The organism is Brevundimonas naejangsanensis (assembly GCF_000635915.2).
Classification (GTDB): Bacteria; Pseudomonadota; Alphaproteobacteria; order Caulobacterales; family Caulobacteraceae; genus Brevundimonas; species Brevundimonas sanguinis.
On record NZ_CP015614.1, the window covers coordinates 2,257,704 to 2,278,759 of the forward strand.

The 21,056-nt window shown below is 68.9% G+C and carries 22 protein-coding genes; 11 read left to right on the top strand and 11 right to left on the bottom strand.

Features of this window, described 5'->3' with window-relative positions; translation table 11 throughout:
- Window positions 1-28: 28 nt before the first annotated feature.
- Entirely contained in the window at window positions 29-1,411 is a 1,383-nt protein-coding gene (locus tag DA69_RS10840) for a leucyl aminopeptidase family protein (protein ID WP_025976116.1), read from the bottom strand.
- Between the two features lie 88 nt (window positions 1,412-1,499).
- Between DA69_RS10840 and DA69_RS10845 the strand changes: the two genes are divergently transcribed.
- The 6 genes from DA69_RS10845 to arfB all read left to right on the top strand — a co-directional run bounded on the left by DA69_RS10845 (window position 1,500) and on the right by arfB (window position 6,405).
- Window positions 1,500-2,312 (top strand): tetratricopeptide repeat protein, encoded by an 813-nt coding sequence (locus tag DA69_RS10845; RefSeq protein ID WP_025976115.1) that lies wholly within the window; start codon window positions 1,500-1,502, stop codon window positions 2,310-2,312.
- Window positions 2,313-2,555: 243 nt separating this feature from the next.
- Window positions 2,556-3,041, top strand: a complete 486-nt coding sequence (locus DA69_RS10850) for an iron-sulfur cluster assembly scaffold protein (RefSeq protein ID WP_025976114.1) — start codon at window positions 2,556-2,558, stop codon at window positions 3,039-3,041.
- A gap of 80 nt (window positions 3,042-3,121) precedes the next feature.
- On the top strand, window positions 3,122-3,370 hold the full coding sequence (gene yidD / locus DA69_RS10855) for a membrane protein insertion efficiency factor YidD (RefSeq protein ID WP_024355105.1): 249 nt from the start codon (window positions 3,122-3,124) through the stop codon (window positions 3,368-3,370).
- Window positions 3,367-5,307 (top strand): threonine--tRNA ligase, encoded by a 1,941-nt coding sequence (gene thrS, locus DA69_RS10860; protein WP_025976113.1) that lies wholly within the window; start codon window positions 3,367-3,369, stop codon window positions 5,305-5,307. Before yidD ends, thrS begins: the two co-directional genes overlap by 4 nt.
- Before the next feature lie 229 nt (window positions 5,308-5,536).
- Window positions 5,537-6,007: a YaiI/YqxD family protein gene (locus DA69_RS10865; RefSeq protein WP_025976112.1), complete on the top strand. Its 471-nt coding sequence runs from the start codon at window positions 5,537-5,539 to the stop codon at window positions 6,005-6,007.
- Window positions 6,004-6,405, top strand: coding sequence for an alternative ribosome rescue aminoacyl-tRNA hydrolase ArfB (arfB, locus tag DA69_RS10870; protein ID WP_025976111.1), 402 nt, complete (start codon window positions 6,004-6,006; stop codon window positions 6,403-6,405). The genes DA69_RS10865 and arfB overlap by 4 nt, the downstream gene beginning before the upstream one ends.
- Window positions 6,406-6,562: 157 nt before the next feature.
- On the opposite strand, the gene DA69_RS10875 is transcribed toward arfB, so the two are convergent.
- Genes DA69_RS10875 through DA69_RS10885 form a run of 3 tightly spaced genes read right to left on the bottom strand, consistent with a single transcriptional unit; the run spans window position 6,563 to window position 9,443 of the window.
- Window positions 6,563-7,066, bottom strand: coding sequence for a hypothetical protein (locus DA69_RS10875; RefSeq protein WP_025976110.1), 504 nt, complete (start codon window positions 7,064-7,066; stop codon window positions 6,563-6,565).
- A gap of 20 nt (window positions 7,067-7,086) precedes the next feature.
- Window positions 7,087-8,670, bottom strand: a complete 1,584-nt coding sequence (gene ubiB / locus DA69_RS10880) for a 2-polyprenylphenol 6-hydroxylase (protein WP_025976109.1) — start codon at window positions 8,668-8,670, stop codon at window positions 7,087-7,089.
- Window positions 8,658-9,443 carry a class I SAM-dependent methyltransferase gene (locus tag DA69_RS10885; protein ID WP_025976108.1) on the bottom strand — a complete coding sequence of 262 codons (786 nt, stop codon included), beginning with the start codon at window positions 9,441-9,443 and terminating at the stop codon, window positions 8,658-8,660. Before DA69_RS10885 ends, ubiB begins: the two co-directional genes overlap by 13 nt.
- 123 nt (window positions 9,444-9,566) lie before the next feature.
- Between DA69_RS10885 and DA69_RS10890 the strand changes: the two genes are divergently transcribed.
- Both DA69_RS10890 and DA69_RS10895 read left to right on the top strand, forming a co-directional pair.
- Window positions 9,567-9,863, top strand: coding sequence for a 4a-hydroxytetrahydrobiopterin dehydratase (locus DA69_RS10890; protein WP_025976107.1), 297 nt, complete (start codon window positions 9,567-9,569; stop codon window positions 9,861-9,863).
- Window positions 9,860-10,654 (top strand): SDR family oxidoreductase, encoded by a 795-nt coding sequence (locus DA69_RS10895; RefSeq protein ID WP_025976106.1) that lies wholly within the window; start codon window positions 9,860-9,862, stop codon window positions 10,652-10,654. The genes DA69_RS10890 and DA69_RS10895 overlap by 4 nt, the downstream gene beginning before the upstream one ends.
- Window positions 10,655-10,875: 221 nt before the next feature.
- Here the strand turns inward: DA69_RS10895 and DA69_RS10900 are convergent, their stop codons facing one another.
- The 5 genes from DA69_RS10900 to DA69_RS10920 form a co-directional block, all read right to left on the bottom strand.
- A complete protein-coding gene (locus DA69_RS10900; protein WP_025976105.1) occupies window positions 10,876-12,219 on the bottom strand; it encodes an amidohydrolase family protein in 1,344 nt (447 codons plus the stop codon).
- A gap of 3 nt (window positions 12,220-12,222) precedes the next feature.
- Entirely contained in the window at window positions 12,223-13,719 is a 1,497-nt protein-coding gene (locus tag DA69_RS10905) for an amidohydrolase (protein WP_025976104.1), read from the bottom strand.
- A 116-nt stretch (window positions 13,720-13,835) separates the two neighbouring features.
- Window positions 13,836-14,117, bottom strand: coding sequence for a DUF167 family protein (locus tag DA69_RS10910; RefSeq protein WP_025976103.1), 282 nt, complete (start codon window positions 14,115-14,117; stop codon window positions 13,836-13,838).
- A gap of 240 nt (window positions 14,118-14,357) precedes the next feature.
- Window positions 14,358-15,287, bottom strand: coding sequence for an electron transfer flavoprotein subunit alpha/FixB family protein (locus DA69_RS10915; protein ID WP_025976102.1), 930 nt, complete (start codon window positions 15,285-15,287; stop codon window positions 14,358-14,360).
- Window positions 15,287-16,051: an electron transfer flavoprotein subunit beta/FixA family protein gene (locus DA69_RS10920; protein ID WP_025976101.1), complete on the bottom strand. Its 765-nt coding sequence runs from the start codon at window positions 16,049-16,051 to the stop codon at window positions 15,287-15,289. Before DA69_RS10920 ends, DA69_RS10915 begins: the two co-directional genes overlap by 1 nt.
- A 125-nt stretch (window positions 16,052-16,176) precedes the next feature.
- Here DA69_RS10920 and DA69_RS10925 point away from each other — a divergent pair, with 125 nt between their 5' ends.
- Entirely contained in the window at window positions 16,177-16,518 is a 342-nt protein-coding gene (locus tag DA69_RS10925) for a hypothetical protein (RefSeq protein WP_025976100.1), read from the top strand.
- Between the two features lie 29 nt (window positions 16,519-16,547).
- On the opposite strand, the gene DA69_RS10930 is transcribed toward DA69_RS10925, so the two are convergent.
- Window positions 16,548-17,120, bottom strand: coding sequence for a cob(I)yrinic acid a,c-diamide adenosyltransferase (locus DA69_RS10930; protein WP_025976099.1), 573 nt, complete (start codon window positions 17,118-17,120; stop codon window positions 16,548-16,550).
- A gap of 34 nt (window positions 17,121-17,154) precedes the next feature.
- Window positions 17,155-17,358: a twin transmembrane helix small protein gene (locus DA69_RS10935; protein WP_025976098.1), complete on the bottom strand. Its 204-nt coding sequence runs from the start codon at window positions 17,356-17,358 to the stop codon at window positions 17,155-17,157.
- 143 nt (window positions 17,359-17,501) lie between these two features.
- On the opposite strand from DA69_RS10935, the gene DA69_RS10940 reads away from it, so the two are divergent.
- On the top strand, window positions 17,502-19,658 hold the full coding sequence (locus DA69_RS10940; protein WP_025976097.1) for a TonB-dependent receptor domain-containing protein: 2,157 nt from the start codon (window positions 17,502-17,504) through the stop codon (window positions 19,656-19,658).
- A gap of 113 nt (window positions 19,659-19,771) precedes the next feature.
- Complete coding sequence (locus DA69_RS10945; protein WP_025976096.1) at window positions 19,772-20,896, top strand: hypothetical protein; 1,125 nt, start codon at window positions 19,772-19,774, stop codon at window positions 20,894-20,896.
- The last annotated feature ends 160 nt before the right edge of the window (window positions 20,897-21,056 follow it).

Genomic DNA, 21,056 nt, shown 5'->3' on the forward strand with positions numbered 1-21,056 from the left:
ATCCCAAAGGGGGCGTTAACAGCCTTGGCTATTTGACGAATTTGTCGCTGAGGTAGCGGAAGCAGGCGCGGATCGCCTGCGCCTCCCCGCCCTCGGGCCAGCCCGGCCGGGCGCGCGGGTTCCAGGCGAAGACGTCCATATGCGCCCAGCTTCCCGTCGTCGGCGCGAACTTCTGCAGGAACAGGGCGGCCGTCACCGACCCGGCCTGGGCCCAGGCGGCGGAATCGTTGCGCACGTCGGCGATCTCGCTGTCCAGCGAGGCGCGATAGCCCGCCCACAAAGGCATCCGCCACAGGGGGTCGCCCACGGCCCGGCCGGCGCTCAGCACGCCCTCGGCCAGGGCGTCGTCGTCGGTGTAGAGCGGGGGCAGTTCGGGACCGAGCGCGATGCGCGCCGCGCCGGTCAGGGTGGCGAAGTCCAGCGTCAGGTCCGGCTGGTGCTCGCCCGCCCGCGTCAGCACGTCGGCCAGGATCAGGCGGCCTTCAGCGTCGGTGTTGCCGATCTCTATGGTCAGGCCCTTGCGGCTGTTCAGGATGTCGCCCGGTCGGAAGGCGTCGGCCGACACGGCGTTCTCAACCGCCGCGACCAGCACTACCAGACGCACCGGCAGACAGGCCTGCATGATCAGGCGGCCCAGCGCCAGGGCGTGGGCGGCGCCGCCCATGTCCTTCTTCATATTGCGCATCCCGGCGGCGGGCTTCAGGTCCAGGCCGCCGGTGTCGAACACCACCCCCTTGCCGACCAAAGCCACCAGCGGCCGGTCCGCCTTGTCCAGATTCCAGCCGATCTCCAGCACCCGCGGCGCGCGGTGCGGGGCGGCGGCGCGGCCGACGGCGTGGACGGCCGGATAGTTCTCCTCCAGCAGGGCGTCGCCGGTCGTGACGGTCAGCTCCGCGCCCGCCGCCTCGGCGATCTCGCGGGCGATGGTTTCCAGTTGCAGCGGCCCCATGTCGGCGGCGGGGGTGTCGACCATCTCGCGGGTCAGGGCGCAGGCGGCGGCGATGTTCAGCGTCGCCGTCAGATCGAGGCCCTGCGGCGCGACCAGGCGGGCGCGGCCGCGCTCGGGCCGGGCCTTGTAGCGGTCGAACAGATAGCCCCCGAGCGCAAAGGCCAGGGCCGCCTGGTGCGCCGCCTCGCCGTCCGCGCCCTCCAGCCGCCAGTCGCCCGCAGGCAGGCGCGTCGGCAGGCCGCGCGCGCTCATGGGATCGAAGGCCCCGCCCGCGCCGAACAGGGCCAGTTCCGGCGCGCCGTCGGCGCCCGGCACGACCAGCAGCTGCCCCGCCTTGCCCGTGAAGCCGTTGGCCTCGGCCCAGGCGGCGATCCGTCCCTCCAGCGCCGCGCCAGACTTCACGATGCGGAGCGGGCGCGCGGCCTCGGCGGCGGCGATCAGCAGTTCGGACTGAGGGGACATAGGGGGACCTTTCCGACGCTTAACGTCGATTAACCAAACCTTGACCCGTCGGCGCGACCCTAGGGGCTGAACCGCCACGGACCCTTCCATGTCGCGCAACGCCGCCCTCGTCGCAACCGTCAGCCTGACGCTTCTGGCCCTCGCCGCCCCGGCTCTGAGCCAGACCGCGCCCACAGCCCGCGCGCCCGCCGACGCCGCCACGCGCGCGGGCTATGACCGCGCCGACGCCCTCAGCCGCTCGGTGTTCTGGACCCAGGAGCAACAGCTCAACCCGATGGACCCGGTCGCCGGGGTCAAGCTGGCCCAAGCCCTGCGCGAGCTGGGCCAGTTCGATCAGGCGGCCGAGACGGCGCAGGGCGTGCTGGTCGTCCAGCCTGCCAATATCGAGGCCATGCTGGAGGTCGGCCGCGCCCACATCGCGCGCGGCCAGGCCTTCTACGGCATCGCCGCGCTGGAACAGGCCAAGGCCGCCGCGCCGCGCGACTGGCGGCCCCTGTCGCTGCTGGGCGTGGCCTATCAGCAGGTGCGCCGCCCCGACGACGCCAAGGCCGCCTGGGCCGAGGCCCTGCGCCTGTCGCCCGACAACGCCGACGTCCTGACCAACGCCGCCATCGCCCGCATCGGCGAGGGCGACGCGCCCTCGGCCGAGATTCTGCTGCGTCGCGCGGCGGCCCAGCCGGGCGCGGGCCTGCAGGTGCGCCAGAACCTGGCCCTGGCGCTGGGCCTGCAAGGCAAGACCGCCGAGGCCGAAGCCATCCTGCGCCGCGACCTGCCGCCGGAAGCCGCCGACCAGAACCTGCGCTGGCTGGCGGCGCGGATGCAGCCGGGGCAGGCGCCCTCCCCCGCCCTCACTGAGGCGTCGCCAACGGCGCGCACATGGTCGTCGCTGCAAGGCGGATAGAACGCGCTCGACGCCTCTCCCTCCCCGTCCCGGGGAGGGTGGTCGGAGCGAAGCGGAGACCGGGTGGGGAGGGCCAGGCGATCCTGGCCTCGACGCGATCCTAGCCTCAGCGCCTGAATAGCCCTGCCGCCCCCACCCGGCTTCGCCTTTCAGGCTCAGCCACCCTCCCCGGGACGGGGAGGGAGAGGCGTCGCGTTCGCAGCCGCTCTTCACCTTCCGCCCGCAAACGCCTATCTTCATCCCGTGATCGACGACCTTTACAGCGCGCGCATCCTGTCGCTGGCGGCCAACCTGCCGCACAGCGGGCGCCTGCCTGCGCCCGAAGGCTCGGCCGAGCGGGTGGCCAAGCTGTGCGGGTCGAAGGCCATCGTCGACGTGGCGCTGGACGCCGATGGCCGCGTCAGCCACTTCGCCCAGACGGTCAAGGCCTGCGCCCTGGGCCAGGCGGCGGCGGGCGTAGTCGGCGAAAACGTGCTCGGCGCCTCAGCGGATGAGATCGAAGCCGCGCGCGACGCCATGTCCGCCATGCTCAAGTCCGGCGGCGACGGTCCCGAGGGCCGCTTCGAAGGCCTGCGCGTCCTGAAGCAGGTCGCCGACTATCCCGCCCGCCACGCCTCGACGATGGTGGCGCTGGAGGCGACCCTGGACGCCGTCAAGCAGGCCCAAGAGAATCGGGCATTGGAAAAGCACCACAGCGATACGCGAACTCGCCTCGCCGGCGCGGCCTGAACGGCGCGTCGGTTGATCCCCCTGCTGTGAAGAGGGATAAGCGCGACGAACCCGCAACAGAGCCCCCGGCGAAGGGACCGATGTCTCTCTACGAACGCAGCGTCCGCGCGGCCCATCGGGGCTATAAGCTGACGCTGTCCCCCCTGATCGGCCAGCAGTGCCGGTTCATGCCGACCTGTTCGGATTACGGGCGCGACGCCCTGATCCGGCACGGTCCGGTGCGGGGGGGATGGCTCACCGTGCGGCGCCTCTGTAAATGCCATCCCTTCGGCGGTTCGGGCTATGATCCCGTTCCGCCCGCCAAGACCGAAAAAGAACGACCGTCATGATCGAACTGAAATTCCCCGACGGCGCCGTGCGTCAGTATCCGGCCGGCTCGACGGGCCGCGACGTGGCCGCCGCCATCTCGCCCTCGCTGGCCAAGAAGGCGGCCCTGGTCGTCTGGAACGGCGAGCAGCGCGACCTGGACCGGGTCATCGACGGGAACGGCGACTTCCGCCTGCTGATGCGTGACGATCCCGAGGCGCTGGAGACCATCCGCCACGACGCCGCCCACGTTCTGGCCCAGGCGGTGCAGGAACTGTTCCCCGGCACTCAGGTGACGATCGGCCCTGCGATCGAGGACGGCTTCTATTACGACTTCGCCCGCGACGAACCCTTCTCGACCGACGACTTCCCGAAGATCGAGAAGAAGATGGCCGAGATCATCGACCGGGGCGCCCCGCTGGAGCGTCAGGTCTGGGACCGCGACACCGCCATCGCCCACTTCGAAAGCGTCGGCGAAACCTACAAGGCCGAGCTGATCCGCGACCTGCCCGAGAGCGAGACGATCACCGTCTACAAGCAGGGCGAATGGGCCGACCTGTGCCGGGGTCCGCACTTCCCGACGACCAAGTTCGTGGGCAAGGCCTTCAAACTGACCAAGCTGGCGGGCGCCTACTGGCGCGGCGATTCCAGCCGCGCCCAGCTTCAGCGCATCTACGGCACGGCCTGGGCAAGCAAGGAGGACCTGGACGCCTATCTGCTGCGCATCGAAGAGGCCGAGAAGCGCGACCACCGCAAGCTGGGCCGCGCCATGGAGCTCTTCCACATGCAGGAAGAGGGCCGGGGCATGGTCTTCTGGCACCCCAAGGGCTGGGTGCTGTGGCGCGTGCTGGAGGCCTATATGCGCCGCCGCCTGGACGCCGCCGGATACGTCGAGGTCAAGACGCCGCAGGTTCTGGACCGGAAGTTCTGGGAAGCGTCGGGCCACTGGGACAAGTACCGCCCCAATATGTTCGTCTGCGAAACGGTCGAGGGCGAGACCCTCAGCCTCAAGCCGATGAACTGCCCCGGCCACGTGCAGATCTTCGATCAGGGCCAGCGGTCCTATCGCGAACTGCCGCTGCGCATGGCCGAGTTCGGCGCCTGCCACCGCTATGAGCCGTCGGGCTCGCTCCACGGCCTGATGCGGGTGCGCGGCTTCACTCAGGACGACGCCCACATCTTCTGCCGCGAGGACCAGATCGTCGAGGAGACGGCCGAGTTCATCAAGCTGTGCCGCAGCGTCCACGCAGACCTGGGCATGGAGACCAAATACATCAGCCTGGGCACCCGCCCCGAGCAGCGCGCCGGCGACGACGCGTTCTGGGACAAGGCCGAGGCCCAGATGCTGGAGGCCGCCCGCGCCGCCGGGTCCGAGCCGGTCATCACCGAGGGCGACGGCGCCTTCTATGCGCCCAAGCTGGACTTCATCGTCAAGGACGCCATCGGCCGCGAATGGACCTGCGGCACGATCCAGCTGGACTATGTGCTGCCGGAACGTCTGGACGCGACCTACATCGCCGAGGACGGCCAGAAGCACCGCCCGGTCATGCTGCACCGGGCGATCCTGGGGTCGTTCGAGCGCTTCATCGGCATCATGATCGAGAACTACGCCGGAGCCTTCCCGCTGTGGCTGGCGCCGACCCAGGCCGTGGTGGCGACCATCACCTCGGACGCCGACGGCTACGCCGAAGAGGTTCTGGCCAAGTTCCGGGCGGCGGGTCTGCGCACCGAGATCGATCTGCGCAATGAGAAGATCAACTACAAGATCCGCGAACACTCAGTCGCCAAGGTGCCCGCCATCGCCGTGGTCGGCCGCAAGGAGGCCGAGGAAGGCAAGGTCGCCATCCGCCGCTTCGGCTCCCAGGCCCAGACCATCGTTACGGTCGAGGAAGCCATCGCCATGCTGACGGACGAGGCCCTGGCGCCGGATCTGAAGCGCCTGCGCGACGGCCAAGGCTGACCATGCTTTCTCCTCCCCACTGAGTGGGGAGGGGGACCGCGTAGCGGTGGAGGGGCCTTGCGACAGCAGAGCCAAGCAGCCCCTCCGTCTCGGCGGCTACGCCGCCGATCCACCTCCCCATTGCATGGGGAGGAGAAAGTCGCGTCGGGTCGAGAAGGCGGAGCCTTCTGACCGCGACCCAGCATCAGGCGGTCTTCTCCCTCGCGCCGAGCCGGGCCATAAGCCCCCCATGGCCACCACCCTCTACATCGACGCCGACGCCTGCCCCGTAAAGGAGGAGGTGTACCGCGTGGCTCGCCGCTGCGGCCTGAAGGTCTTCGTGGTGTCCAACGCCTGGATCAACACGCCGCGCGAGCCTCTGATCGAACAGGTGGTCGTCGATGCCGGGCCGGACGTGGCCGACGACTGGATCGCCGAGCGCGCGGGGCGCGGCGACATCGTCATCACCGCCGACATCCCCCTGGCCGACCGCTGCCTGAAGTCGGGCGCCCAGGCGCTGAAGGCCAACGGCCAGCCGTTCACGACGGACTCCATCGGCTCGGCCCTGGCCGGGCGGATGATCGGCGAGCACCTGCGTTCCATGGGCGTGCCGACCAGCGGCCCCCCGCCCTTCTCGGCCGCCGACCGCTCGCGCTTCCTGCAGGCGCTGGACGCGGCCGTCGTGCGGGCGCGCAGAGAGGCGTCAAGAGAGGCGTCATGAGCCGCATTCCCGAGGAGGAGCTGGAGTTCCGCTTCTTCCGCGCCGGCGGTCCGGGCGGCCAGAACGTCAACAAGGTCTCCACCGCCGTGCAGATGCGGTTCGACGTCAAGAACTCGCCCAGCCTGACCGAGCCGGTGAAGGCGCGGCTGATGAAGCTGGCGGGCAGCCGCCTGACGCTGGACGGGGTGATCCTCATCAGCGCCGTGCGCTTCCGCACCCAGGAGCGCAACAAGGCCGACGCCATCGAGCGGCTGGAGGCCCTGGTCGCCGAAGCCTCGATCAAGCCGGTCTATCGCGTGCCGACCCGGCCGACGCGGGCGTCCAAAGAGCGACGGCTGAAGGCCAAGTCCAGCCGGTCCTCGATCAAGAGCGGACGCGGCAAGCCGTCGCTGGATTAGGCCCCCTCACACTCCGTCATCCTCGGGCTTGACCCGAGGATCCAGCCATCCGCGCGCCCCACCCCGGACAACAGGAGCGCGTCCTTGCCCTCGATCCTCGGGTCAAGCCCGAGGATGACGGAGGAGAAGACGACGGACGAAAGACCGGGGAACGCCTTTAGTCCTGCGCCGGGCGAAACAGCAGGGCGGCGATCAGGTCTTCCTCGTCGAAGCCGATGACCCAGTCGGTGGCTTGCTTTTCGAATATGACGCGGAACACGTCGGCGCCGTTCTGCTGATCCAGGTGCGAAATGGACTTCAGCGGGCCGAACTGTTGAAGCAGCGGCGCGACCTGTCCCGACTGGGCGCGAATCTGTTCGGCCATGTCAGGGGTGAACACCGTGTAGTCGATCTGACCGGCCTGCATGGCGGCGATCACGGCGCGCAAGGCCTCTTCTGAGCGGGCGATGTCAGGCGCGATCGCCGTCGTCGGCGCAGCCGGAGCGGCCTGCGGGCGAGCCGGAGCGGCGTCGCCCTCGAAGGCGTGCGGCAGGGTGGCCGCTGCTGCGCCCGAACCAGTCGCGGGGCCAGTCGCAGGCAGTGCAGGCGCCTGTTGCGCCAGCGCCGGGGCGGCCAGCAGGGTCGCGCCCATCAGGGCGGCGGTCAGAGAAAAGGTCTTCATGCGCAGGCTCCGAAGAAACGTCAGGCGACGATCATCGGCCAAAGCGTCAGCACCAAGGCGGCCGCCGACGCGCATAGGGCGACGGTGACGGCGGCGACCACCCAGGGCCGCGTTCCGGCCTTGTCGATCACCAACGTCTGAGACGGCGGCGGGTTCTGCACTAGGCGCGACAGCGCCTTCAGCGCGGCCACGGCCTCCTCCATCGCTTCCTTGGCCTGGTTCGCCGGCCCCAGCTCGCGGCGGATCCAGCGCTCGACCACCGGCTTGGCGGCCTCCCACAGGTCGTGATCGGGATTGAGGCGGCGCGCCACCCCCTCGACCGAGACCATGGTCTTCTGCAGCAGCACCAGTTCGGGACGCATATGCATGTCGAACAGGGCGGTGATCTCGAACAGCTGGCCCAGCAGGCGGCCCATCGACACCTGGCTGGCCTGGCGGCCGATCACCGGCTCGCCCACCGCGCGCAGGGCCTGGGCGAAGGTGTCGACCGAATGGTGGGGCGGGACATAACCGGCCTCGAAGTGGACCCGGCTGATGCGATCGTAGTCGCGGCTGATGAAGCCCCACAGGATCTCGGCAAGGTAGCGGCGCTCGGCCGGTCCCAGCCGCCCGACGATGCCGAAGTCGATGGCCGTCAGTTGCGCGGGCGCGTCGGCGAACAGATTGCCCTCGTGCAGGTCGGCGTGGAAGACGCCGTGATCCAGCGCCTGAACCAGGAAGGCGCGCACCACCTTGTCGGCCAGGGCGTCCTTGTCGAGGCCCGGCAGTTGGACCAGCGCCGGGTCCGTCATCGGCAGGCCGGACGCCCATTCCAGGGTCAGCACCCGCTTGCCCACCCCGTCCCAGACGACGGCGGGCGCGGACATATAGCCGTCCTTGGCCATGACCTCGGCCAGTTCGGAGGCGGCCGCCGCCTCCAGCCGCATGTCCAGCTCAAGCTGCAAGGACTGGGCGATGATCTCGACGAAGGCGCGCGGCTCCAGCCGACGGGCGGGCTCGACGAAGCGGTCGACCAGCTTGGCCCCCAGACGCATGGCGTCCAGCCCCTGGGCCACGCGGCGCTCCACGCCGGGGCGCAAGACCTTGACCGCCACCTTGCGCCCGTCCGCCAGCCAGGCCGGATGCGCCTGCGCCAGCGACGCGGCGCCCATCGGTTCGCTCAGATCAATGAACAGGCTTTCGACCGGACGGCCCAGCGAGCGTTCGATCTCGCGCTTGGCCTCCTCCAGCGGGAAGGGCGGCAGCTTGTCCTTCAGCCGGCCCAGGTCCTGGGCGAACTGCAGGCCGAAGATGTCGGCGCGGGTGGCCAGCACCTGGCCCAGCTTGATGGCGACGGGGCCGAGGTGCTCGAAGGCCTCGCCGACGCGCTGGCCGGGCCGCCCGGCGCGATGCCTGCGGCTGGCGAGCATCTGAATCAGTTGCGCGAAGGGGCGGCCCCAGGCGGGCAGCAGCGGGTTGGCCTCGCGCGGGATCAGGGCGTCATGGCGCGCCAGCACCCAGCCCCAGCGAATCATGCGCAGGGCGGCGCCGACCGGATGGCGGACGGGCTGCGCCTCGGGCTTGGGCGGCGGGGCGTTGAAGGTCAGCCGGCTCAGATCGCCCACCCATGGTGGATGGCGGCGATCCCGCCCGACAGGTTGGTGACGCTGACGCGGCTGAAGCCCGCCTCCTCGATCATCCGCTTGAAGATCTGCTGATCGGGGAAGCGGCGGATGCTCTCGACCAGGTACTGATAGCTGTCGCGGTCCTTGGCGACCAGTTGGCCGATGCGCGGAATGGCGTGGAAGGACCAGGCGTCATAGGCCTTCCTCAGCGCGCCGGTCGTCGGGCGCGAGAACTCCAGGCAGATGAAGCGGCCGCCCGGCTTCAGCGCGCGGCGCGCCTCGCGCAACGCCTGCGAAATGTCGGCCACATTGCGGATGCCGAAGCTGATCGAATAGGCGTCCAGACAGGCGTCCGGCAGCGGCAGGTGCATGGCGTCGCCGACGCCCCAGGCCATCTCGGGCTCGCCGCCCTTGGCCACGCCGTTCAGGATCATCTCGGCGTTGTAGTCCATGACGATGACGGTGGCGTCCTCGCCGCCGCGCCGGTCCTGCGCCGCGCGGGCCATCTTCGAATAGCGGCGGGCCATGTCGCCGGTGCCGCCGGCCATGTCCAGCACCACCTCGCCTGGCCTGACGTTCAGCTTGGCCGCCGTGGCGTCCTTCCAGATGCGGTGCACGCCCGCGCTCATCAGGTCGTTCATCAGGTCGTAGTTGGAGGCGACGGAGTTGAACACGCCGCGCACCATCTGCACCTTTTCCTTGGCGTCCACGTCGCGGAAGCCGAAGGAGGAGGTCTTGCCGGAAGCGTCGGAGGAGGGATCGGCCTGGGTCATGGGTGTGGGTGTAACGCCTCCCGCCGCCGCCGTCATCCGGGGAAGCGCCGCCCGGACATCGCGTCGCGACTTGTCGCATCCCGGGGCGCGCGATACGCCTGAAGAAAATCCAAGGAGACGCTCATGACCGCCGCCCTCGACGTGACCGAAGTTCTGGCGGGCCTGCCCGACTGGCGCCGCGCCGACGATCCGCGCCCGGCCATCGCGCGGACCCTGCGCTTCGCCGATTTCAACGCCGCCTTCGGCTTCATGACCCGCGTCGCCCTGCTGGCCGACAGGGTCGATCACCATCCGGAGTGGTCGAACGTCTACAACCGCGTCGAGGTGCTGCTGACGACCCATGACGCCGACGGGGTGACCGAGCGCGACGTGGCGATGGCCCGCTTCATCGACGAGGCGGTCAAGGGCCTGGTCGAGTGACGGCCCCCCGATCGGGCCGCGTCGCGGGCAAGGCGGCCCTGATCACCGGCGCCGCCGGGGGCCTGGGCCAGGCCATGGCCCGGATGCTGGTCCGCGAAGGGGCTAGGGTGGCGCTCAGCGATCTGGACCTGAACGGCGTCCGCGCCCTGGCCGAGGCGATCAACGCCGACCACCCCGGCATGGCCTTCGCCTATGAGCACGACGTCACGCGCGAGGACGACTGGGTCCGCGTCGTCGGCGCGGCGGTCGAGGACATGGGCGGCCTCAGCATCCTGGTGAACAACGCCGGGATCGGCGGCCAGTTGCTGTGGGCCGAGCAGGACACGCTGGAGAACTGGCGCCGGGTTCAGGCGATCAACCTGGAATCCGTCATGCTGGGCTGCAAGCATGCGATGGCGCCGCTGCGGGCCTCGGGCGCCGGGTCGATCGTCAATATTTCCTCCATCGCGGGACTGGCGGCGGCGCCGGGCATGGGCGCCTATAACGCCACCAAGGCGGCGGTCTGGCTCTACACCAAGACGGTGGCGCTGGAAGCGGCCAAGGCAGGCTGGAACGTGCGGGCCAACTCGGTACACCCGGTCTTCATCAAGACGCCGATCCTCGATCCCTTCGTCGCCATGGCGGGCGGGGACGAGGCGAGCGCCCACGAAAAGCTGGCGCGCGGCATCCCGCTGAAGCGCATCGGCGAACCGGACGATGTGGCGTACTGCGTGCTGTATCTCGCGTCAGATGAATCGAAGTTCGTAACCGGCGCCGAGTTCAAGATCGACGGCGGACTGACAGCGCAGTAGGGGCGCGGGCCCAGCCCACGTTCTCCGTCATCCTCCGACTTGATCGGAGGATCGGGCCATCCCCCACTCGACGCCCCACAGTCAGAACGCGCCGCCGCACTCGATCCTCGGGTCAAGCCCGAGGATGACGGCGTGGAGAAAGGCGGACGGCGAGCGGAGCGGCGAAACAAAAAGGGCGCCGCGGTCTCCCGCAGCGCCCCCCTGTCGTCAGGCTTGAAGCCTCAGTTGCCGTAGGCGGGCGGCATCGCCCCTTCGCCGCCGGTGCGATAGCGGTCGCGCAGGAGCAGGTTGCGCGCCTGCAGCGGCTGCTCCACCCCGTCGATCAGCACGGCCGAGGGCTGGCTCAGCGGCTCCAGCGGATCGCCCGACCAGACCACGACGTCGCCCGCCGCACCGGCCTTCAACTCGCCGAACTGGCCGTCGAAGCCGAAGATGCGGGCCGGGTTGACCGTGATCGCCTGGATGGCCGCCGCGAAGGGCAGGCCGTGCGACACGGCGTTGCCGGCGTTGTAGCGGATGTCGCGGGCGCGGTGGGCCGAGCCCTCATTGCCCTTGAGGGCGATGACCACGCCCGCCGCGTTCAGGGCCGCCGCATTCTGCATCCTCGCCGCCCGCATCTCGAAGTTCGAAGGCAGATTGGTGGTCGGGTGCAGGATGACGGGAACCTTGGCCGCCGCGATCTCATCGGCGACCAGCCAGCCTTCGACGGCGCCGTCCAGGATGATCTTGATCCCTTCCTCGCGCGCCAGACGCAGCACCTGCTGAATGTCCGAGGCGCGGTTGACGGTGACGATCAACGGCATACGCCCCTCGGCCACCGGGATCAGGGCCTCCATATCGGCGCGCGACAGCGACAGGGCGCGCATGTCGGCCCGCTCATAGGCGGCCTTGTTGCGGGCGTAGGTCCGCACCTCGGCCAGGGTCTCCTTGAACAGGACGAACTCGGCGCCGCGCGCGCCGCCCGCCACCGCCTTGCCGGCCTCGCCGAAGGGCGCGACCATGGCCACGCGCGGCTTCACCAGGATGTCGGCGCCGCCCAGCTTGATGACCGCCGCCTGACCCGCGAACAGGCCCGGCGTCTGGAAGCCGCCTGCGCCTGCGCCGGCGAAGTCGCTGTCGTCATGGCTGTGGCCGCCGCCCGAACCGCCGTGCTGCGGCGTGACCACAGCGCGCGTGACGCCGCCCAGACGCGCGACCGGCAGGGTGAAGGACCACGGGTCCAGCCCATAGGACAGGTCGAAAGCCGCCGTCAGGGTGTTGGCGCGGTTGGCCAGATCGTTCGAGCCGCGCACCGAGCCGACCTCAGTGCCGCCGAGGCCGGAATCCACGGCGACGAAGCCCGGCGTCACCACCTTGCCGCGCGCGTCGATGACCCGCAGACCGGCCGGGGCCGCGCCGGTTCCGACCGAGACGACCTTGCCGCTACGGATGACCACGGTGCCGTTTTCGATCACCGAGGTTCCGGTCAGCACCTGGCCGCCGGTGATGGCGACGTCCTGCGCCAGGGCGGGACCGGTCAGGGCCAGGGCCGCGACAGCGCCCGCGAGGAGAGTTTTGATACGCATGGTTCAACGGGCTCCCTGGGCGACGCCAGCGGCGGACAGGCCGAAGCCGGGCTGACCCAGTTCGAAATCGGACACGGGCTGGAAGGCGGGGTTCTGACGGTCGAACGCCAGTCCGCCGTCGATGAAGACCTGATCGGCGCGGGCGTAGATGGAGAAGGGATCGGCGCTCCAGATCACCACGTCGGCGCGCTTGCCGCTTTCCAGAGAGCCCGTCTCCTTGTCGATGCCGATGGACTTGGCCGCATTCAGCGTGATCCAGCTGATGGCGTGCTCTTCGGCGATGTCCATCCCGGCGCGGCGACCGGCCGACAGGGCGGCGGCGGCTTCCTGGTTCAGGCGCTGGATCAGTTCGGCGTCGTCCGAGTGGATGACGGCGCACGAGCCCTGGGGCGCGTCGGTCAGGGCGGCGTTCTCCTCGATGCCGTCCAGAGCCTCCATCTTGAAGCCCCACCAGCCGGTCCACATGGCGGCGCAGACGCCTTCGCGCGCCAGCAGAGGCGCGATCTTGTAGGCCTCGACCGCGTGGTGGAAGGTGGTGATCTTGTAGCCGAACTCCTTGGCCACATCGAGCATGACCGCCATCTCGTCGGCGCGGTAGCAGTGGTTCTGGATCAGGATCGACCCGTCCAGCACGCCGGCCAGGGTCTCAAGCTGCAGGTTGCGGGTCGGGGGCGTGCCCTGACCGGTCTCGCGCCACTTGTCCCACTTGTCCTTGTAGTCGCGGGCCGAGATGAAGGCGGCGCGATAGCCGGCGACATTGCCCATGCCGGTGGCGGGCGACTGGTTGCGGCCGCCGTAGACGCGCGAGGGGTTCTCGCCGCACGCCATCTTCAGGCCGTAGGGGGCGCCCGGGAACTTCATCCCCTGCATGGTCACCGAGGGGACGTTGCGCAGGGTCACGCCGCGACCGCCGAACAGGTTGGCCGAGCCGGGCAGGATCTGCACCGTCGTCACCCCGCCCGCGCGGGCGGCGTTGAAGCCGGGGTCCTGGGGCCAGATCGAGTGCTCGGACCAGACCTGGGCGGTGTTCGGGTTGGTGGCCTCGTTGCCGTCGCTCATCCCCTGCACGCCGGGCGAGGGATAGACGCCCAGGTGGCTGTGAATGTCGATGATGCCGGGCGTGACGAAGCGGCCGCGCGCGTCGACCACCTGGTGACCCGCCGGGACCGGGGTGTCCGCCCCGCCGACAGCGGCGATGCGGCCGTCGGTGACGACGACGACGCCGCCCTCGATCTTCTGGCCCGCGCCGGTCAGCACCGTGGCGCCGACGATGGCCATGTTCTGGCGCGGCAGGCCGCGGTAGGTCGAGGGATAGGGGTCCTGATTGGCCCAGCCGTCCAGACCCGGCGCCATCGTGCGGTCCTTGGAGGCCGACGACGTCGAGGCGGTCTGCGTCTTGGGCGACGCCTCGCCGGTCGTGGCGCAGGCCGACAGGCTGAGCGCGCCGAGCGCGCAGGTGAGGACAGCGAGGCTTGGACCCCGCAGGCGACTGAACAACATGGGCGAGCCCCCTCGCGCCCGCAAACGGCGGGCAAACAATGGCGCGTATACAATCGCCTGTTTCCGTCAGGGTAAAGCTCTAAAAGCGGTTGCTCGCGGCAAAGTCAGCGAAGCGCTCAATCGGCGGGCAGACGGACCCGGACCTCCGCGTCGGTCAGGCCGTCGACCTCGATCATCTTCAGCCGCGACTGGCCGCCGCGCGCCAGGGTTACGTCGCGCTTGGGCACGCCCAGCGCCTTGGCCAGGAAGGCGGTCAGGGCGGCGTTGGCCTCGCCCTCCACCGGCTGGGCGCGCACGCGGACCTTCAGCACCGGGCGGCCGTCCGGGTCGACGTCCCAACCGTCGATGCGATCGGCCGAGGCGCGCGGGGTCAGTTTGACGGGGATGCGGGCGGTCATGGGACGTGTTTGGCCCATTCACGCGAGAGCGCCAAGCTAACCTTCCCGCTCATCCCGGCGGACGCCGGGATTCAGTGCTTTGGCTTCAGGCGCCGCGCAGGCTTGCGGATATCTCCACCGTTGAGCGCGCAGCTCTTACTGGGTCCCGGCGTCCGCCGGGATGAGCGGATATAGAAGGCGGATAAGAAAACGCGCCGGACGATCTCTCGCCCGGCGCGCTTCCAACTCAGCGTGACGCCCTTAGCCCAGAGCGGCCATCAGTTCCGGCACGGCGGTCTTGTAGTCGGCGACCCAGCCGTAGTCGGCGACCTGGAAGATCGGGGCGTCGGCGTCCTTGTTGATCGCGACGATCACCTTGGAGTCCTTCATCCCGGCCAGGTGCTGGATGGCGCCCGAGATGCCGATGGCGATGTAGAGGGCCGGGGCCACGACCTTGCCGGTCTGGCCGACCTGATAGTCGTTGGGCGCATAGCCCGCATCGACCGCCGCGCGCGAGGCGCCGACGGCGGCGCCCAGCTTGTCGGCCAGCGGGTCCATGACGGCGTGGAACTCTTCGGCCGAGCCCAGGGCGCGGCCGCCCGAGACGACGATCTTGGCGGCGCCCAGTTCGGGGCGGTCCGACTTGACCATCTCTTCCGAGACGAAGGCGGTCTTGGGCGCTTCGCCGGCGGCGACGCTCTCGACAGGGGCCGAGCCGCCTTCAGCGGCGGCGGCGAAGGCCGTCGGGCGCACAGTGATGACCTTCTTGGCGTCGGCCGACTGGATCGTCTCCAGAGCGTTGCCCGCGTAGATCGGCCTGATGAAGGTGTCGGCCGAGACGACCTCGACGATGTCCGAGATCGGCGCGACGTCCAGCTTGGCGGCGAGGCGCGGAGCGAAGTTCTTTCCGTCCGTGGTGGCGGGGGCCAGGATGGCGTCATAGCTCCCGGCCAGCGGCAGGACGGTGGCTTCGACCGCTTCGGCCAGACCGTGGGCGACGGCGTCGCCCTCGGCCAGCAACACCTTGCGGACGCCCGAAATCTTGGCGGCGGCGTCCGCCACGCCCTTGGCGTCCTTGCCCAGCACCAGGACGTCCACGTCCGACGACAGCGCCAGGGCGGCCGTCACGGTCTTGTGGGTGGTGTCGCGAACGGCCGAGCCGTCGTGGTCGGCGATGACGAGAACGGCCATTACAGAACCCCTGCGTCTTTGAGCTTGGAAACCAGTTCGGCCGCATCGGCGACCTTGACGCCCGCCGAACGCTTCGGCGGTTCCGTCACCTTGAGCACCTTCAGGCGGTCGGCCGTGTCGACGCCGTAATCGGCGACCGCCTTCACGGCGATCTCCTTCTTCTTGGCCTTCATGATGTTCGGCAAGCTGGCGTAGCGCGGCGTGTTCAGGCGCAGGTCGACCGACACGACGGCGGGCAGTTCGGCCGCAACCGTCTGCAGGCCGCCGTCGACTTCACGCGTCACCACAGCCTTGCCGCCCTCGATCACCAGCTTGCCGGCGAAGGTGGCCTGCGGCCAGTCCAACAGGGCGGCCAGCATCTGGCCGACCGCATTGTTGTCGCCGTCGATCGACTGCTTGCCCAGCAGGACCAGATCCGGCTTCTCCTCGTCGACCACCGCCTTCAGCACCTTGGCGACGGCCAGCGGCTCCAGGTCCGTGTCCGACTGCACCAGAACGCCGCGATCGGCGCCCATGGCCAGGGCCGTGCGGATGGTTTCCTGAGCCTGGGTCACGCCGATGGAGACGACGACGATCTCGGTCGCCGTGCCCGCGGCATGATGTTCCTTGCCTTCCTTCAGACGCACCGCCTCTTCGACGGCGATTTCGTCGAAGGGGTTCATGCTCATCTTGACGTTGGCCAGATCGACGCCGGTCTGATCCGCCTTGACGCGGGCCTTGACGTTATAGTCGATCACCCGTTTCACCGGGACGAGTACCTTCATGAGCCTATCCACTTGGTCATCGAAATGTCGGTCGAGGGATTGGACCGACGAGGCCGACCTGTCAACGTAACGCTACGTGAAGTGCGGTGGTGTCGCGGACGCATTTTTGATTTATTGAGACCGGCATGAAACGCTTCCTGACGATCCGTCGCCTCAGCTTTATCTTCTTCAGCCTGTTTGCTGTGACGCTGGCGGGGGTGTTCATCCTGCAGCGTTTCTGGGTCGATCCGGGCGATCGCTGTACGGCCAAGGGCTATTGGTACGACTTGGAGACGCGCATCTGCGCCCAGCCCGTCTACATCCCCGACATCACCAAACGGCCGGAGGGCATGTCGCGCGCTGAAGCCTCGGCCGAGGCCAACCGCGACCTGGTCAAGCTGGAAGACCAGATCGCCGCCGACAAACGCGCCCGCGCCGCCGCCACCGAAGCCGAGCGCGAGCGGGTCAAGGCGCTTCAGGGCCGCTAAGCCTCCGGCTCTTCAGTCTTCGCTCAGCCTCAGCGCGTCGCGCCGGGGCGCCACAGCACGTCGCCCGCGCCGTTGGCGTTGGCGCGGCGGGCGGCGACGAAGAGGTGGTCCGACAGGCGGTTCAGATAGCGGACCGCCTCAGGGTTCACCGTCTCGCCGCTTTCCACCAGGCGCACGCCGTCGCGCTCGGCCCGACGGCACACGGTGCGCGCCAGATGCAGATGCGCCGACAGCGGCGAACCGCCTGACAGGATGAAGCTGTCCAGCGGCTTGAGACAGCCGTTCATCCAGTCGATCTCGCTTTCCAGACGCTCGACCTGAGAGGCGATGATGCGCAGCGCCTCCCACTTGGGCGCAGGCTCCAGCGGGGTGGCCAGGTCGGCGCCCAGGTCGAACAGCTCGTTCTGGATGCGGCCCAGCATGGCGTCGATGCGGTCGTTCTGGCCACTGTTCAGGCGCGCCACGCCGATGACGGCGTTCAGTTCGTCGACCGTCCCATAGGCCTCGACCCGCAGATCGGTCTTGGACACCGGCGCGCCCGAGGCCAGTCGCGTCTGACCGGCGTCGCCGGTGCGGGTGTAAATCTTGTTCAGCGTCACCATGGCGCGCCCTCCCCTGTTTTCGTCGGCGCCGGCCTCAGCCCGCGTGCGTGCGTTTCAGCCACATTCCGATCATCAGCAGCAGCACCGCCACCGCCTGCAGGGCCACGCGCCACCGCATCAGCTTGTTGGACCGGACGCCGGCGCCCTCGCCCCCGCGCTGCAGGTTGTACAGGCCCAGGCCAAGAGTGATCGCGACGGCGGCCACGGCGATGAGGATCAGGATGTCGATGATGTCCATGACCGCCTCTTTAGGCCCACCCGCATTGGCGCGCCAGTCAGGTCCGAGGCAGGCGCAAATGCGACCTATTCGCACACCCCGGTTGCCAGATAGATGCGAACGCTGTTGAGAAGCGTTCTCATTTCTTAAGGCCCTTCCCCACCATGTCCTGCTTCCCCATCTCCCGCCGCTCGTCCCTGCTGACCGCCGCCGCCCTGATGACCGTCGCGGGTCCCGCGCCGGCCTTGGCCAGGGACAGCGGCGACGGGATGGATCAGGCGCACAAGGTCGCCGATGTCGTCGTCACCGCATCCGGCTTCGAACAGAGGATCACTCAGGCGCCCGCTTCGATCAGCGTGCTGCCGCGCCAGGAGATCGAAGAGATTCGCGCAACGTCGATCGCCGAGATTCTCAACAACATCGAGGGCGTGGACACCGGCTCGGGCGTCGGCAAGTCGGGCGGCCAGACCATCAACATCCGCGGCATGGGTCCGGACTACACCCTGGTCCTGATCGACGGCCGCCGCCAGAACACCGCCGGCAGCGTGACGCCCAACGGCTTCAACGAAACCGCCAACAGCTTCCTGCCGCCGGTGTCGGCCATCGAGCGGGTCGAGGTGGTGCGCGGGCCGGTCGCCACCCTCTATGGTTCCGACGCCATGGGCGGCGTCATCAATCTGATCATCCGCAAGGTCGGGCAGGTTTGGACCGGCTCGGCCTCGGCCAACTATACGCTGCAGGGCGACAGCGAGTTCGGCGACTTCTGGGGTGTGAACGGCTACGCCTCGGGTCCGCTGATCGCCGACCGCCTCGGCCTGGCCTTGCGCGGCTCCTGGGCCGAGCGCGAGCAGTCCAACCTGAAGTACCGCGACGTGAACGGCGACGAGGTCGAGGTCGCCGGCTTCGGCCGCAGCGCCACCGCCTATGAGATCTGGACCCTGGGCGCCCGCCTCAGCCTGACGCCGAACACAGACCACGACCTGTGGCTGGACGTCGACGCCGCCAGCCAGTGGTACGACAACGCCAGGGGTCAGATGGGGACCAACACCGTCGCCGGCGGCTACAAGGACTTCCTGGAGTTCAACCGCGAGCAATACCTGCTGGCCCACAACTGGCGCTTCAGCTTCGGCACGCTGGAATCCACCCTGTCGCACAACAAGACCGAGACGCTGGGCCGTCTGATCCCGCGCGGCGTTTCCGGCGCCGGCGGCGACCGCACGCTGGAGACGACGACCACCCTGTTCGACACCAAGCTGAACAGCCAGTGGCGCAACCACACCTTCACCGTCGGCGGTCAATATATGGACGCTGAAATGACCGACGGCGTGGCCAGCGGCAATTTCGTCTTCGAGCAGTGGGCCCTGTTCGCCGAGGACGAATGGCGGCTGCGCGATGATCTGGCCCTGACCGTCGGCCTTCGTTACGACGACCACTCCAGCTTCGGCGACCACGTCAGCCCGCGCGCGTATCTGGTGTGGAACGCCAATGAGCAGTGGACGCTGAAGGGCGGCGTCAGCGGCGGCTACAAGACCCCGCGCCTGGAGCAGCTGACCCCCGGCATCAACGGGTTCGGCCGCCAGGGCGCCCTGCCGTTGATCGGCAGCCCGGGACTGAAGCCCGAGACCAGCACCGCCTATGAGTTCGGCGTCTATTTCGACAACGCCTCGACCTTCCGCGCCAACGCCACGATCTTCCGCAACGACTTCGAGGACAAGATCGCCTCGGGCCAACCGATCGCCAACTGCACCTTCGGCCTGACCCAGGCCCAGTATGACGCCGGGACCTATTCCAAGACGGGCTGCGCCGACGTGGGCTTCTGGTCCGCCATCAAGGAGTTCGGCCAGAGCGTGAACATCGACGAGGCCGTGACCCAGGGGCTGGAAGTCGCCGCCCGCTGGCGCTTCGCTGAAGCCTGGAGCCTGCACGGCAACTACACCTATACCGACAGCGAGCAGAAGTCCGGCGCCCGGGCGGGCCAGCGCCTGACCGACACGCCCGAACACATGGTCAACGCCCAGCTGCGCTGGCGGCCCACCGACCGCCTGTCGACCTGGGTGCGCGGCGAATACCGCTCCGAGCGCTGGCGCGGCGAAGGCGCCGCCCGCGACGCCCTGGGCGACTTCAAGGCCTATGAGCTGTTCCACATCGGCGGCTCGTACGAAGTCAACGACCGGGTGACGCTGAATGCGGCGGTCTACAACCTGTTCGACAAGGACTTCGTGCGCCTGGCTCCCTATGGGACGCCGGTCGCCTATTCGCCGGAATACGCCAACAATCAGGAACCGCGCCGCCTCTGGGTGTCGGTGACGACGACCTTCTAAACCCCGCTTCGGTTTCCTCCGCGACTGACCGGGCCGCCTCCTGCGGGAAGCGGCCCGTTTTTTTGGCGCTCCAAACTAAGCCGTTGGTCACCTTTGGCGAGCACAATGGCGGCATGACCGATCGCGCCATCCGCAATCTCGAACACCTGCGCCGCACCGCCTCGACGGCGCGGGTGCTGAACCTGCTCAAGGTCTACGACGAACACGGCGACACCGAGGGCTGGGCCGAGCGGCCGATGTTCCGCACGCCTGCGCTGAACCGCGCCCTGATCATCAAGCACCGCCTGCGCCGCAACGAGACGGACGCCTTCCCCGGCCGGCGGCAGGTGGCGACCAAGATCGTGGTGCCGATCGACAGCACCGACCTGAAGACCGGCGGCCGCTTCATCTTCGTCAATCAGATCGGCTTTGAACGCGCCATGCATGAAGCGTTCGGCGTCGACGCCGATCATCCGGACCTGAAGACCCTGCGGCTGATGGACCGGCTGCCTTCGCTGGACCCCTTCCTGCTGCGCGAGCAACTGAGACGCGGCAATGTCGACGCCGCGCCCTGCTACTTCGCCCTCAGCGACGCCGACCTGGAGCGGATGCTGGAGTTCGTCCAACTCGAAATCGAGCCCTTGGTGACCCTCAGCATCGGCGACGGGGTCGTGGCCGCCGGCTCGACAGCCCGCATGGCCGCGAAGATCCTGTCCAACGCGCCCGGCGACCGGCTGGAGGCCCTGCGCCTGACGCTGAAGCTGGAGCCTGAGCAGTATCAGGAGGGCGTCTTCTGCTGGAAGGGCTTCCTCTATTACAAATGGGCGCTCAGCAGCCTGATGGCCGACATCGTCAATGTCGCCGACGAGGTGGTGACGGTGCAGCCCGTCGGCCCCAGCGACCGGGCCGCCGCCGAGTATATTCAACGCGGACGCGGCGTCCTGCGCGCGCGCATCATGAAAACCTGCGACGAGGTCAGCCGGACGCTGCGCTATTACGACGACGCCTATGCGGCCCTGACGCGCGAGGGCAATCCGGTGGCGTTCCGCGACTTTCTTCTGGAGGCGCCGGCCCTGTTCACCCGGCTGGGGGACCAGCTGGGCGCGGTGCAGCACATCGTCAGCTTCTGGCGCTTCCGTTTCAACCCCAAGGCGCCGCCAGTGGGGGTGGACGAGCTGATCGACATCTTCATGGACTTCGAGACCGGCCTGATGGGACGCGGGCCGGACGAGTTCGATCCGCGCGACATCGCGGCGTGAACTGAGCGCCGCTTTCCTCCCCATGAAATGGGGAGGGGGACCCCGAAGGGGTGGAGGGGCTTGAACAGCGGGACGGAAAAGAAGGCCGAGGCGAATCCAAGCAGCCCCTCCGTCTCGTCGGCTACGCCGCCGATCCACCTCCCCATTGCATGGGGAGGAA

What these genes read in the sequence shown, in the direction of transcription:
- DA69_RS10900 (WP_025976105.1), bottom strand. Translation starts at nt 12,219, where the DNA reads ATGCGTATCAAAACTCTCCTCGCGGGCGCTGTCGCGGCCCTGGCCCTG.
- DA69_RS10920 (WP_025976101.1), bottom strand. Translation starts at nt 16,051, where the DNA reads ATGAAGGTACTCGTCCCGGTGAAACGGGTGATCGACTATAACGTCAAG.
- DA69_RS10925 (WP_025976100.1), top strand. Translation starts at nt 16,177, where the DNA reads ATGAAACGCTTCCTGACGATCCGTCGCCTCAGCTTTATCTTCTTCAGC.
- yidD (WP_024355105.1), top strand. Translation starts at nt 3,122, where the DNA reads ATGTCTCTCTACGAACGCAGCGTCCGCGCGGCCCATCGGGGCTATAAG.
- thrS (WP_025976113.1), top strand. Translation starts at nt 3,367, where the DNA reads ATGATCGAACTGAAATTCCCCGACGGCGCCGTGCGTCAGTATCCGGCC.
- DA69_RS10885 (WP_025976108.1), bottom strand. Translation starts at nt 9,443, where the DNA reads ATGACCCAGGCCGATCCCTCCTCCGACGCTTCCGGCAAGACCTCCTCC.
- DA69_RS10845 (WP_025976115.1), top strand. Translation starts at nt 1,500, where the DNA reads ATGTCGCGCAACGCCGCCCTCGTCGCAACCGTCAGCCTGACGCTTCTG.
- DA69_RS10875 (WP_025976110.1), bottom strand. Translation starts at nt 7,066, where the DNA reads ATGAAGACCTTTTCTCTGACCGCCGCCCTGATGGGCGCGACCCTGCTG.
- DA69_RS10905 (WP_025976104.1), bottom strand. Translation starts at nt 13,719, where the DNA reads ATGTTGTTCAGTCGCCTGCGGGGTCCAAGCCTCGCTGTCCTCACCTGC.
- DA69_RS10935 (WP_025976098.1), bottom strand. Translation starts at nt 17,358, where the DNA reads ATGGACATCATCGACATCCTGATCCTCATCGCCGTGGCCGCCGTCGCG.
- DA69_RS10940 (WP_025976097.1), top strand. Translation starts at nt 17,502, where the DNA reads ATGTCCTGCTTCCCCATCTCCCGCCGCTCGTCCCTGCTGACCGCCGCC.
- arfB (WP_025976111.1), top strand. Translation starts at nt 6,004, where the DNA reads ATGAGCCGCATTCCCGAGGAGGAGCTGGAGTTCCGCTTCTTCCGCGCC.
- DA69_RS10910 (WP_025976103.1), bottom strand. Translation starts at nt 14,117, where the DNA reads ATGACCGCCCGCATCCCCGTCAAACTGACCCCGCGCGCCTCGGCCGAT.
- DA69_RS10890 (WP_025976107.1), top strand. Translation starts at nt 9,567, where the DNA reads ATGACCGCCGCCCTCGACGTGACCGAAGTTCTGGCGGGCCTGCCCGAC.
- DA69_RS10945 (WP_025976096.1), top strand. Translation starts at nt 19,772, where the DNA reads ATGACCGATCGCGCCATCCGCAATCTCGAACACCTGCGCCGCACCGCC.
- DA69_RS10840 (WP_025976116.1), bottom strand. Translation starts at nt 1,411, where the DNA reads ATGTCCCCTCAGTCCGAACTGCTGATCGCCGCCGCCGAGGCCGCGCGC.
- DA69_RS10865 (WP_025976112.1), top strand. Translation starts at nt 5,537, where the DNA reads ATGGCCACCACCCTCTACATCGACGCCGACGCCTGCCCCGTAAAGGAG.
- DA69_RS10930 (WP_025976099.1), bottom strand. Translation starts at nt 17,120, where the DNA reads ATGGTGACGCTGAACAAGATTTACACCCGCACCGGCGACGCCGGTCAG.
- DA69_RS10915 (WP_025976102.1), bottom strand. Translation starts at nt 15,287, where the DNA reads ATGGCCGTTCTCGTCATCGCCGACCACGACGGCTCGGCCGTTCGCGAC.